General features: G+C 71.4%; 10 protein-coding genes. 5 read left to right on the top strand and 5 right to left on the bottom strand.

Annotated elements, in window-relative coordinates; all coding sequences use genetic code 11:
* Window positions 1-115 precede the first annotated feature (115 nt).
* On the bottom strand, window positions 116-2272 hold the full coding sequence (locus tag ACWEN3_RS07220; protein WP_452966781.1) for a tetratricopeptide repeat protein: 2157 nt from the start codon (window positions 2270-2272) through the stop codon (window positions 116-118).
* Complete coding sequence (locus ACWEN3_RS07215; RefSeq protein ID WP_452966779.1) at window positions 2259-3497, bottom strand: hypothetical protein; 1239 nt, start codon at window positions 3495-3497, stop codon at window positions 2259-2261. The genes ACWEN3_RS07220 and ACWEN3_RS07215 overlap by 14 nt, the downstream gene beginning before the upstream one ends.
* Before the next feature lie 711 nt (window positions 3498-4208).
* Between ACWEN3_RS07215 and ACWEN3_RS07210 the strand changes: the two genes are divergently transcribed.
* The 3 genes from ACWEN3_RS07210 (at window position 4209) to ACWEN3_RS07200 (ending at window position 5760) form a co-directional block, all read left to right on the top strand.
* On the top strand, window positions 4209-4568 hold the full coding sequence (locus tag ACWEN3_RS07210; RefSeq protein ID WP_452966777.1) for a transposase: 360 nt from the start codon (window positions 4209-4211) through the stop codon (window positions 4566-4568).
* A gap of 350 nt (window positions 4569-4918) precedes the next feature.
* On the top strand, window positions 4919-5533 hold the full coding sequence (locus ACWEN3_RS07205) for a nucleotide-binding protein (RefSeq protein WP_452966774.1): 615 nt from the start codon (window positions 4919-4921) through the stop codon (window positions 5531-5533).
* Window positions 5530-5760, top strand: coding sequence for a hypothetical protein (locus tag ACWEN3_RS07200; RefSeq protein ID WP_452966772.1), 231 nt, complete (start codon window positions 5530-5532; stop codon window positions 5758-5760). The genes ACWEN3_RS07205 and ACWEN3_RS07200 overlap by 4 nt, the downstream gene beginning before the upstream one ends.
* Window positions 5761-5844: 84 nt before the next feature.
* On the opposite strand, the gene ACWEN3_RS07195 is transcribed toward ACWEN3_RS07200, so the two are convergent.
* The 3 genes from ACWEN3_RS07195 to ACWEN3_RS07185 are packed head-to-tail and all read right to left on the bottom strand — an operon-like array spanning window position 5845 to window position 8697.
* On the bottom strand, window positions 5845-7065 hold the full coding sequence (locus ACWEN3_RS07195) for a cytochrome P450 (RefSeq protein ID WP_452966771.1): 1221 nt from the start codon (window positions 7063-7065) through the stop codon (window positions 5845-5847).
* Between the two features lie 13 nt (window positions 7066-7078).
* Window positions 7079-8473, bottom strand: a complete 1395-nt coding sequence (locus ACWEN3_RS07190) for an NAD(P)/FAD-dependent oxidoreductase (protein ID WP_452966769.1) — start codon at window positions 8471-8473, stop codon at window positions 7079-7081.
* Window positions 8470-8697, bottom strand: coding sequence for a ferredoxin (locus tag ACWEN3_RS07185; RefSeq protein WP_452966767.1), 228 nt, complete (start codon window positions 8695-8697; stop codon window positions 8470-8472). Before ACWEN3_RS07185 ends, ACWEN3_RS07190 begins: the two co-directional genes overlap by 4 nt.
* 504 nt (window positions 8698-9201) lie before the next feature.
* On the opposite strand from ACWEN3_RS07185, the gene ACWEN3_RS07180 reads away from it, so the two are divergent.
* Both ACWEN3_RS07180 and ACWEN3_RS07175 read left to right on the top strand, forming a co-directional pair.
* Window positions 9202-9879, top strand: coding sequence for a GAP family protein (locus ACWEN3_RS07180; protein WP_452966765.1), 678 nt, complete (start codon window positions 9202-9204; stop codon window positions 9877-9879).
* Between the two features lie 298 nt (window positions 9880-10177).
* Entirely contained in the window at window positions 10178-11824 is a 1647-nt protein-coding gene (locus ACWEN3_RS07175) for a hypothetical protein (protein ID WP_452966762.1), read from the top strand.
* The last annotated feature ends 46 nt before the right edge of the window (window positions 11825-11870 follow it).

Raw genomic sequence — 11870 nt, 5'->3', positions numbered from 1 at the left:
GTGACCACGGTGACCCCGGTGGCGTACCGGCCGAGGACGTCGCGCAGCGCACGCCTGCCGGGACCGGCCGGTTCGGCAAGCCGCAGTGCCGAACCGGCCGCGTCCGGTACGGTCGTCACGCGGCGTCCGGCCGTCCGCGCAGGGCGGTGAGCGCCTCGGCGATCTCCGCGTCCTCCGGGTCGAGCACGGCGGCGAGTTCGAGGTCGTCGAGGGCCTCCTGCCGCCCGCCGGTCTCCTGGTGGAGGAAGGCGCGGTTGTAGCGCAACGCGGCGTCCTTCGGGTCGAGTTCGATCGCCCGGCACAGGTCCTGGAGCGCGTCGTGCGGGCGCCCCGCCTCGTACCGGACGGCGGCCCGCCCGGACAGGGCGCTCACCAGGTCCGGGTCGGCCTCGACCGCCCGGTCGTACGCGGCTTCCGCGTCGCCGAGCTCACCGCTCTCGGCGAGCGCCCGTCCGACGGCCGCGTGCAGATAGGCGTTTGCGGGTTCGAGCCGCAGCCCGGCGCGGGCGTCGGTGAGCGCCGCGGCGAGGTCCCCGGACTCCAGATGGATGCCGGCGCGGTTGATGTACGCGTCCACGAACTCCGGGTCCTGCTCGATCACGTAGCTGAAGTCGGCGAGCGCCCCTTCCACGTCACCCTCGCTCAGCCGCAGGTCGCCACGGTTGTAGTAGATCTCGGGGAACGGCGGCGACAGGCTGAGGGCGCGCGAGTAGTCGGCTAGCGCCTCCTCGGTGCGGCCGAGCCGGCGCAGCAGGTTGCCGCGCTCCAGGTAGTGCTCCGCGTGGTTGGGGTCCTGGTCGATGACGACCGCGTAGTCGGCGAGCGCCTCGTCGAGCCGGCCGAGGATCGAGTACACCCGGGCGCGGTTGTTCTTGAGCACCGAGCGGTGCAGGCGGTGCTCGTCCGGGGTGAGCCGCCGGTCGAGGTCGTCGATGCACTCGGTGACCAGGCGCAGCGCCTCCTGGGGGTCGCCGAGGTTGACCTCCACGAGGGCCCGGCCGTTCTTGTAGAAGGCGCTCTGGAAGGCGCGTTCGACCCGGTCGCGCAACAGCGACGCGGTGGCGATCGCACTGTTGAGCAGCGCCTTGGCCTTCTTCTCGTCGCGGTCGGCGGGGTCGTTGTGGCGGGTGTAGAGCATGGCGGTGGAGTAGGCGCACGCCATGTGCACCGCCGGGTCGGTTGACAGCAGCCGCGCCTCGTCGTAGACGGCCTCGGCCTCCTTGGTCCGGCTCAGGATGGACAGGGCGAGGCCGAGCTGCACGCCGAACCTCCACCACTGCTTGGTCTCCTCGCGGCCGTTCACGAGGTGCTGGCCGCGGCGGCCGTAGTCGACGACGGCGTCGTAGAAGCCGTTGACGAGGCAGTGGTCCGAGGCGGCCCACAGCGCCGGCACGGCCTCATCCGCCGGGGCGCTGCCGCGTTCCAGGTGGTACGGGAGCGCGCCCAGGGTGAGCGAGAACTCCTCCGTCCGGCGCAGCTCGGCGGCGCGGCGGTCGTGGAGGGCGGCGCGTTCGGCGGCGGGCAGCGCCTCGTAGGCGATGCGAGCGGTCTCGCCGCCGGGGCCGTCGAGCAGCCCCTCGGCGGCGACCCAGCGCCAGGCGGGGTCCTCCTCGGCGGACCCGGGCCCGGCGCCGGCCTCCGGCAGGAGCAGTGCGGTGGGGGCCGTCCCGGGCCCGGTCCGCAGGGGCAGTGCGGTGGTGTGGCGGTCGAGCGCGGGGGCCAGTACGCCGTCGGGGTGCGGGGCGTGTGCGCCGCACAGGACGACGGTCAGCACGCGCGGGTCGAGGCGGCGCACCAGCGTGGCGAGGAACTCCTCGTCGGTGGTCTCGGCGTGGTCGGCGTTCTCCACCACCAGGCACCGCGGGCCGTCGTGACCGAGGACGGGCAGCGCGTCGCGGACGAACTCCACGAGGCCGCCCGCGATCCGCCGGGTGCGCAGCCGGGCGTAGAAACGCGTGCGTTCCGCGGGCAGCGCCATGGAGGTCAGCGTCTCCCGCGAGTTGGGCACGATGGGCGTCAACTCGGGTGCGATTGAGAGGAGTTCGATGTCGTGACGGCGCACGAGTTCGGGGGCGGCGGCGAGTACGCCGGGGACGAGCGCCCGGACGACGGTGCCGGCCGCGGTGTACGGCCCGCGCAGCCTGCGGTGGGCGTCGACCGTGGGCAGGAGCCGGGGCGGCAGCGGGTGGCCGTCCGCGGTCGCGGCCCGGTCGTGACGGGTTGCGCCGTACAGCCTCCGATGGCCGGGGAGCGCGGCGTCAGCCTGCTGCATGTGCGGTCTCCTTTGCGGTCGAAGCGGTGGTGCGGGTGCGGCGCCGCCAGGCGCGGAAGGCCAGGTAGGCGGCGAAGACCGGCTCCCAGAAGTTGAGGACGAGGAACGTCAGCACGTCGGCGGCGTTGGCCGGGGAGAAGTCCGTGTCGAGCTTGTGGACCGCGACCTCGGTCAGCCGGATTCCGGTGGGTATCGCGGCGGTCAGCAGGGTGACGGTGAGGCAGACGTAGCCGGCCACCATGAGCCACGAGTACCAGCGCGCGATCTGGCGGTCACGCTCCCCCCACGTGCGCTCGTCCACCATGCGCTCCGGCTTGCGCAGCAGCCGCATCAGGCGGTTCCGCAGCATCTGCCGGGCCGTGGTCTGCAGGTCGTTGCAGCCCAGCACGGTGATGGCGAGGTAGTACAGGTCCGTGCGCAGGAAGAAGTAGAACTGCCAGACGAGCCGCAGGACGACCGCGAACGCCATCGACAGCAGCAGCCGGTGGATCACGGCGGTGGCGCCCGTCGTGTCCGGCACGGCCGCGGCGACGAGGGTCAGGCCGCTGATGACCACGACGTCGGTGATCATTCCGGCGAGCATCGGCAGGTACCGCTTGCGGCGGGGAACGGCGACCAGGCCGTCGAGGGCGGTCACGAACACCACGTAGTAGAAGCGGCGGCTGATGGACAGCGTGGAGTTGAGGCCGAGCCGGCGTCCTGCGAGGGCGTGGGCGGCCTCGTGGAGCAGGATCCACGGCACCTGGCCGAGGACGATGCCGAGGGTGAGCAGCACCAGTGAGCGGCGCGTGAAGAACAGGTTCTGGTAGTGCGGGGCCAGTTCGGGCCGCCGGATCATGGCGGTCACGGCCGCGAGCACGATCAGGCCGTAGAGCACCCATGCGACCGGTGAGAAGACGAGGGCGCCGAGCCGCTGCCGGCGCACCGGGCCCGTGGTCGCGGCCACCTGCTCCCCGTCCCTGACGAGGAGTTCCAGTTCTTCGAGGACCTCGAGGAACTCGGCCATGTCCACCTGTTCGCCGTACTCGTCCGTGTACCACCGCGCCGCGGCGTTCGGCGGGGTGCCGGCCTCCAGGCGGCGCAGCAGCGCGGCGCCGTCGGGCGGGAAGAGGCCGTAGGAGTCGATGTCGGCCCGGCCGACGGTGACTTCCTCGCCCTCCTCGAGATAGGTGAGCGGATGCAGCCGCACAGGTCGGTCGAAATCCCGGGACGGCGTTGTCGTCACTGCCTCACCTCACTGGTCGGCGGCCGGTGTGCGGTGCGCGCCGGGCGCCAGGGCCCGGCGCGCACCCGCCTGGGATCAGGCGTTGTTGGTGCCGCAGCAGTACGCGGACGCGGCGGCGGAGGTCAGACGGACGGTCCCGGCCTTGCGCACGGCGATCTTCTTCATGGGGATCTCCTTCTCTGCGAAGTGGTGCACATCGCCGCCGGGGATCCGGACGGCGTACCCGATGAGTCGGGTGCTTGTGGGAGAAAGGGAAAAGGAATGCCCGGACAACGCAGGGCAGTTCCGCCCCAGAAATTCGCTCAGGCGCTGAATTAATGGCCGCGATAAAGGACCGCGAACGCGTCTGCGCATGTTCTGAAAGATCTCTCCTGAAGAGCGTTTTCACAACATCAGGATTTGGCCCCCCGATTCGTCCCCCCGATTCGACGCCCGACAGATTTACATCCCCTGGCCAGGCATGTCAACGGCCTGCGCACGCTGAATGCGACCCCGTTCCAAGGGTCTTCGCACCCCGCCGTCAAGGGGAATTGAACGTTCAGTCATGGCCGCCGGGAGCAGTGGACAACCGTCGTTGGGCGGGCCATAGTCGGCGCATCGAACGTGGTTTCGGCCCAGTCTCGCGTGAATCCCTGTCTCACGTGGTTCCGCCGATCACGCATTAGACCGAGCGCACGGAATGGGGAAGCCGGGCGCAGAATGGGGGGAACGATGAAATACGAGCTGGCCCGACGACTGGTGCCGGACGGGATGTGGAACGTGGTCGAGCCGCTGCTCCCGGGTTTCACCGGGCGCCGGCAGGGCGGCGGTACGGCGCCGCTGGACGAACGGCGGACCTTCACCGCGGTGGTCTACGTGCTCACCTCCGGGTGTTCCTGGCGGCAGTTACCGCCGTGGTTCGCGGTCTCCTCGGCGACGGCGCACCGCCGGTTCATCACCTGGACGCAGTCGTCCCTCTGGGACCGCCTGGCGGAGGCCGCCCTCGCGCACCCCGACGAGCTGTGGATCAACGACGTCGTGGCCGCGGCCCGCCGGAGAGCCGCTTCCCGAGCCGTTCTGGGCGGGCCCTGACGTCCGCCACGTGAGATGAGCCCGATGCCGGTAATGCCCGGTTGCGGCCCGCCGGCAGTGCGCCGGTCCGCCCGCGCCCCCTCGCTCGCCCGGGTCCCCGGAGCACCGGTTACCGTCACCGCCCGTGACCGGTGCAGGGCATTCCGGGATGTCCTCGGCGGGAACGGAGCGGTGCGCCTCGCCCCTGGCCGTCGGCACCGGCCCTGCCGGATGGCGGCGCCCTCCGCGTTAGCCCGCGGGAATGATTCGCCGACGCCGCGGAGTGAACCGGGCACGGCGGCTCCGCGCCGACGGCGGCGGTCGGCGCGCGGCCGTTAGCGTCGGCTCCTGTGCCGCTGAGCTATGCATTCGTGAACCTCAAACCCGGTGTGGGCAAGACGACGAGCGCCGTCTGGTTGGCCCACGCGCTGCACGCGTCGGGCCTGTCACCGTTGCTCGTGGACAGCGACCCCGCTTCCTCCGCGCTGCGCTGGAGCGAACTGGCGGGCGGCTTCCCGTTCCCCGTGCTCGCCCTGCCGGTGGGCGACGTACACCGGCGCGTGAACGACTTCCTCGACAACCGGCGGGCGGTGGTGTTCGACGCCCCGCAGCTGGAGGACCACGCCCACATCGCCCGGGGCGTCATGAGGTACGCCGACGAGTGGATCGTGCCCGTGACCCCGGCCCCGATCGAGCTGGACCGCATGGCGCCCATCGACCGCGAGATGGACGACATGCAGTCCCTGCGCTCCCACCCGGCCCGGGCCGCCGTCCTGCTGAACCGCACCAACCGCCCAGACGCCACGCGTACCGGTCCCGACGCCGACGCGCGCGAGGCCCTGGGCGAGCGGGGTTTCCACGTGCTGTCCACACACATCCCGCGCCTGGACCTGTACTCGCAGTCCTTCGGCAGCCCCGTCGAGGTGAAGGGCACCGCGTACATGGACCTCGCCGAGGAGCTCATCAAGCGTCAGGACACCGTATGAACCAGCGCAAGGACGCCTATCGGGCCGCGATGCGACCTCGGCCGGACACGGCAGAGCCCTCGTCCCCTCCCCGGAGGGTCACCGCACTGGACACCCGCTACGTCAAGGTGACCGTCGAACTGGACCCCGCCTTCGCGCGCGACCTCACCGGCTGGGCCGGACAACCGCTGTCCGCGCTCGTACGCGTGGGCGAGGCCGTCCTACGACCGCTGAGGCAGGGCCGCTGAGCCGACCGGCCCCGGGGGGCCGACCGGCCCCGGGGGGCCGACCGGGCCCGGGGGGCCGGCCGGGCCCGGCGCTCGGCTGTCGCGTCAGCCGCTGCCCTGCTCGACGTGGAGGTGGACCGGACCGCGAAGCACGGGGCTGCGGCGATACGGCGGCGGGTCGGCGACCAGCCGGGGCCGGTCGAGGCGGCGTACCAGCTCGGTCAGCGCGATCTGTGTCTCCAGCCGTGCCAGCGGCCCGCCGAAGCACAGATGGATGCCGCTGCCGAAGCCGAGGTGCTGGTTGTCCGGCCGGTCGGGGTCGAAGCGGTCGGGATCGCGGAAGTGGTTCGGGTCGCGGCTGCCCGAGGCCAGCATGAGCATGATCTGCGAGCCCTTGGGGATGACGGTGTCGGCGACGGTGACGTCGCTGTACGCCGCCCGCCAGGGAATGATGTGCACCGGCGGCTCGTAGCGCAGCAGTTCCTCGACCAGCGGCACGACCATGTCCGGGTCGTTCCGCAGCCGCTGCAGCACCTCCGGGTGGCGCAGCAGCGTCAGCATGCCGTTCGTGATGAGGTTGACCGTGGTCTCGTGGCCGGCGATCAGCAGCAGATTGGCGGTGGCGATGATCTCTTCGTCGGTCATCCGTCCGTCCGGGCCGTCGTCGTTCGCCATCCGTGCCAGCAGGTCCTCGCCCGGCCGGCCGTGACGCTGCTCCAGCAGCCCGCCGAGGTACTGGCGCAGGTCCTTGCGGGCCTGGAGACCGTTTTCGAGCTTTTCCTTCGGGTCGGTCTTGGGGTTGTAGTCGATGGAGTTGACGAGGGCGTCCACCCACAGATGGAACCGCGGTTCGTCCTCGCGGGGCACGCCGAGCAGGTGGCAGATCACCGTGACGGGGAACGGGTAGGCGAAGTCGTCGACGATGTCGATCTGCTCCTTGCCCGCGAAGTCGTCGATCAGACCGCTGACGGTGGCGGTCAGGTCGCCTTCCAGGCCGGTCACCAGCCCCGGGGTGTGCGGGGGGCCGAAGTGGCGCATCGCCATGCGCCGCAGGCGGTCGTGCTCGGGTGGGTCGAGGTTGATGAACGCCGGCGTGGTCTCACCCTCGTGCGTGGGCATCGGATGCGACAGGTTGCGGACGTCGGAGCTCAGGTGCGGGTCGTGCAGCAGGCCCGTGAGTTCGTCATAGGTGCTGACGACGTAGCTGCCGTCCTCCTGCCGGGCCACGGGTGTCTCGCGCAGTTCGGCGTACAGGGGGTACGGGTCGGCCCGGGAGGAGTAGTCGAGGATCCGGTGCAGCGTGTCGGGCTTCTCGGTCGTGGTCATCTCACGCTCCCTCCTACCGGCGGTGCTGCTGCGCGGCCGTGACCCGTCGCTCACTCGGGTCGTGTCCGGTGACGACCACGGTGGCGCCCTGGGCGAGCAGGACGGGGCCGGGGAAGTCGACGGGCACCGGCTTCGTGTCGACGGGCTGGTCGGGCGTGGGGCAGGGCGGTGGGAAGGGGGCGGCCGTCTCGATCAGCTTCCGGTAGTGGTCCAGCCACTTCGCGTTGTTGAAGCTCACCGCCGCGGTGACGCGGCCCTGGTAGCCGTATGCGGCGACGAAGCGCCGTTCGGACACCGACCCCTGGGAGAGGACCACCTCGTCGGCGAAGGTCGGCACCCCGACGGACTTGATGTTGACGCCGAACTGGATCGACCAGAACACCGGGAGGGACAGGTGGGGCCAGCGGTCCGCCTGGCCGCTGACCATGTTGTGCGCCGCGACCTCGGCCTGTTCCACGGCGTTGGCCCAGTGCTCCAGCGAGATCAGCCGGTACTCGTAGACCGGGTTCGGACAGCGTGCCACGTCTCCGGCGGCGAAGATGTCGTCGGTGATCAGGCCGTCGAGGGTGAGGGCGCGGCACCCCGTGTCGCAGGCGAGGCCCCACGGCCCGGCCGCCAGTCCCGAGCCCCGCAGCCACTCGGTGTTGCGGATGCCCCCGAGCGCCACCACCGCCACGTCGGCGTCGACCGTGCTGCCGTCGTCGAAGTGAGCACGGCGGAAGTGCCCCTGTGCGTCGCCCTCCAGCCGGGTGACCTTGACACCGCAGCGCAGATCGACGCCGTGCGCGCGCTGCATGTCGGACGCGACGTCACCGATCATGGCACCGAGCGCCCCGACCAGCGGCGCCGGCGCGAGCTCGGCGACGGTCACCGGGATGTCCCGCTCCCGGCAGATGGACGCGATCTCGGAGCCGGTGAACCCCGCGCCGATGACCAGCACGCGGGACGGCCCGGCGGCCAGCGCTCGCTGCAGGCCCTCGGCGTGCTCCCGCGTACGCACGACGAACACGCCGTCCAGGTCCGCCTCGCTCTCGACGAACCAGGGCCGTGCCCGCACGCCGGTGGAGATCAGCACCCGGTCGAAGGGAATCTCACGCCCGTCGGCGAGACGTACCTGGTTGGCCGCCAGGTCCAGCCCGCTCGCGGGCACGCCCAGCAGCCACTCCGCGTCGATGGCACGACGGCGCGGCAGCGTGGTGTCCCCGGCCGACACCCACCCGGTCAGCACCTGCTTGGACAGGGGAGGACGGTCGTAGGGCTCGCCCAGCTCGTCACCGATCATGGTGAGCGTTCCGGTGAACCCCTCGTCGCGCAGGGCCTCCGCGGCCCGCAGTCCCGCCAGGGACGCGCCGACGATCACGATCCGGCCGTCCCGCCTGAACGCCCGCAGGCTGTCGGCACTGATCATGACGGCGTCGCCTCCACCGGCACGTCCCGTTCCTCCAGCCGGTCGACCAGGATCGCCTGGACCGGGCAGGCCGCCGCGGCTCGCAGCACCTGGTCGCGCCGGGCGTCGTCGGGCTTGGGGTCGTACATCAGCGCTTCCTCGCCGTGCATCCGGAACGCGTCCGGAGCCAGGAACGCGCACTGCGCGTACCCCTCGCATCGGGAAAGATCAACGACAACTCTCATCCCGGCCTCCACGGGGACTGCGAGCTGCGGATCCTGAAGCCGGTGCCACTGTGGCGCGCACAGCGCGAGGCGAGCCTGGATGTGAGGATTCGACCGCTGTCGGCCCCCGCGGTGTGCGAGGGGGCACCGCGCTCGTCGGGTTTCCGCAGGAGGAATGGATCGTCGCCGGTACGGCGACCGGCGTCCGAGACCGCCCAGAGGACCTGACCTTGTCGTGGAAAAGCCTATTCCGCGCACACATCCCCCGCACTCCAGGCGGGGGAGGCCCGGCCGATTCGGCGCCGGAGCCGACCGGTTGCGCACGAGCCGTGGCAGCCGCGCAGGCCATTCACCCGCACGCCGCGTGCCCGTGCGGCGAGGACCGTGCGCCGTGGGTGATTCTTTGGAGGTGGCCGGCGTGACCCGGTGTGCGGCGCGTGCCCGGCTCGTGGCGTCGGTCGGGGTGGCGGCTGTGATCAGTGCGGTTCTTGATCAGAGCGGTTCTTCGATGTGCCGGAGGCGCGCATGGGTAAGGTGCTGGGCGATGTGCTGGGCTTGGCGGCCGGTGTCGCCGTCAGTCCGCTGCCGATCATCGCCCTGATCATCATGCTGGCGACGCCTCGCGGCCGCCTGAACGGACTGGTGTTCGTCACCGGCTGGGTGGTGGGGCTGTCGGCCCTGGGCGCGGTGATGCTGGTCATCGGGGGCAACGGGGATTCCACCAGCCACGGGCAGCCGGCCGACTGGACGGGGGCCCTCAAGCTCGCGCTGGGGCTGGCACTGGTCTTCTTCGCCCGGAGGCTGTGGCGTCGTCGCCCTGCCGACCCCGCGCAGGCGCAGTTGCCACAGTGGATGGCCGCGATCGACCGCTTCGCGCCGCGGAAGGTCTTCCTTCTCGCCCTCCTGCTGTCGGCCGGGAACCTGAAGAACGCTCCGCTGACCATTGCCGCGGGAGTGTCCATCAGCTCGTCGGGACTGCCGGTCGGACAGCAGATCGCCGCGCTGGCGATCTTCGTCGTCATCGCTTCCCTCGGCATGCTGATCCCCCTCGGGGTCTTCCTGGTCATGGGGGAGCGGGCGAGGAACATGCTGGGCAACTGGAAGGAATGGGCCGCGCGGCACAACGCGGCCGTCATGGCGGTTCTGTTCTTCGTGTTCGGCCTGAAGCTCCTGGGCGACGGCATCGGAGTCCTGGTCTCCTGACCGTGTCGCCGCCGGCCGGCGGTGTCACGCAAAGAGCGGCAGGGCGCCGAATTCCGCCGCCGCCGAAGCGTGTTCGGCCGGGAGGCTCTCCCGCTTGTCAAAGGATCGGCAATGGCTGGGGCGGCCGTTGAACGGTTCGCGGGCCCGGCACGTACGGCGGGTGGATCCGTCATGCCGGCTTGTCCCTCCATCCCGCTGGGACGGGTCCGCAACGTCATGACCATCGTGTGCCCCGCGCGACCGTGGGTTCCCTCCAGCGGAGGGAAGCGCGGAGGGCAGCGCAGTGAGGAGCAGGCCAGTGCCCCGCAAGGACTTGACGCGGTCGTCGCGTGCAACGCAACGCGAACACGCCCGACGCTGGAAACGGTCGAAGCTGTCGCTCGCCTTCATCGGCGGGCCGGTGCTTCTGGCGGTCGTCGCGGGTTCGGTGTTCGCGGCGGAGAGCCGTGATCACCACCCGCGGGGGAGCCGGCCGGCCTCCGCGCAGCCGGCCGCGGACCGCAAGCCCGATCCGGACTGCACGCTGCTGGTGCCCGATCACCCCCTCACCGCGCGCGGCCTGGCCACACCGTACCGACTCGTCGCGACCGATCCGGCCCAGGGGCCGTGCCACGAGGCGAACCCCGACCAGTCGGCGTTCGTGGAAGCCGCGATCGTCACCCGGGACGGCAAACTGACCCTCTACAACCCGTTGGTGATCGACAGAGGGACGAGACCGGCCGCGCGCACCGTCCGGCCCTCGGTGCCGAGAGGATCGACGGTCGGGATCTGGTTCGGCTTCAACAACGCGAATCTGACCCTGCGCGGGAGCGGTCGCTCCAACGCCCTCGCCCAGGGCACATGCGTCAACGGCCTGCGCGGATCCGTCTTCGGCCAGTTCGCGTACTGCAACGCGCCCGCGTTCTTCGCGGCCGCCAACGCCCAGATCGCCAAGGGGCACCTCAGGATTCCGGCGCTCGGGACCGCCAGGGACGGGCTGCCCTGCCCGACCACGAGGGACTTCTCCGTCGTGGACCAGGACGGCAGCGACAACGTGGTGACCCACTACCTCGCCGACGCGCACGGCCGTATCGCCCAGAACAACGCCGCGAGCAGGGCGGCCATGAAGAAGGCCGCGCGGCTGGCCAACCGTGGCGACCGCCACCACCGGCACAACGGCAGGTCCCGGTCGAGGACCGGCGCCCCCACGGATCTGGCCAACGGCAGCGACAACCTGCTGCTCACGCAGTTCATGGACCCGGCTCTCGGCTGCAAGCCCTTCACCGCACCCGACCAGTCCGGCGACGGCAAGGCCACGTCCGCCCTCGCTCTGGACGAACTGTCCGCAGCGGCCCGTCAGAAGGCTCCGGTCGCGCTGGTTCCGCCGAACGACCCGATGACGCTCGTCGACGGCCACAGCAGCGTCACGAAGACCAACGCGTACCGCGCGGGAGTCGACATGCCCGCGATCGGCGCCGGCGCCGGCCGTGCCGGAACAGCCTTCTGCGCCACCCTCTTCCGCAGCCCGGTCGGCGTCCAGCGCGTCTTCAAGGACAAGGGGCTCTTCGCGAAGGCGCCCTCGCCGGACCCGGCCACGGCGCCGAATCTCTTCGGCTTCCTCGCCGCGCGGGCCAACCAGACGTTCACCAACCTGGGCTGCGATCGGCTCCTCGGCGCGGCCGACCCCGTCAGCCTCACGACGGACGCGCAGGGACGGGTGACCGACGCGGTGCTGACACCGCTCGGCTCGACGCCCCCCACGGCCACCACCACGACCGGCGCGCCCCCGGCCACGTCCCCGAACACCCCGTCAGCCGGCACGAGCGGCAGCCCGACCGCCCCGGCTGCCTCGCCCACCGCGCCCGCCACCGCCGCCTCCCCCACTGTCACCTCGCCCACTGTCACCTCGCCCACCGGCGCCTCGGCCTCCGGAACGCCGACGGCGAGCACGTCCCAGAAGCCTTGAGCCATACGGCACCGGCCGGTACCGCACTTCGTGAAGTGGGGTACCG

This window comes from Streptomyces sp. NPDC004561 (assembly GCF_053602155.1).
The sequence above is the reverse complement of the archived record's forward strand: the minus strand, read 5'-3'. Positions and strand labels throughout refer to the sequence as shown.

Bases quoted from the DNA above. Each gene is read 5' to 3' on its own strand.
- ACWEN3_RS07195 (WP_452966771.1), bottom strand. From the start codon at position 7,065: ATGACCACGACCGAGAAGCCCGACACGCTGCACCGGATCCTCGACTAC.
- ACWEN3_RS07190 (WP_452966769.1), bottom strand. From the start codon at position 8,473: ATGATCAGTGCCGACAGCCTGCGGGCGTTCAGGCGGGACGGCCGGATC.
- ACWEN3_RS07180 (WP_452966765.1), top strand. From the start codon at position 9,202: ATGGGTAAGGTGCTGGGCGATGTGCTGGGCTTGGCGGCCGGTGTCGCC.
- ACWEN3_RS07185 (WP_452966767.1), bottom strand. From the start codon at position 8,697: ATGAGAGTTGTCGTTGATCTTTCCCGATGCGAGGGGTACGCGCAGTGC.
- ACWEN3_RS07200 (WP_452966772.1), top strand. From the start codon at position 5,530: ATGAACCAGCGCAAGGACGCCTATCGGGCCGCGATGCGACCTCGGCCG.
- ACWEN3_RS07210 (WP_452966777.1), top strand. From the start codon at position 4,209: ATGAAATACGAGCTGGCCCGACGACTGGTGCCGGACGGGATGTGGAAC.
- ACWEN3_RS07220 (WP_452966781.1), bottom strand. From the start codon at position 2,272: ATGCAGCAGGCTGACGCCGCGCTCCCCGGCCATCGGAGGCTGTACGGC.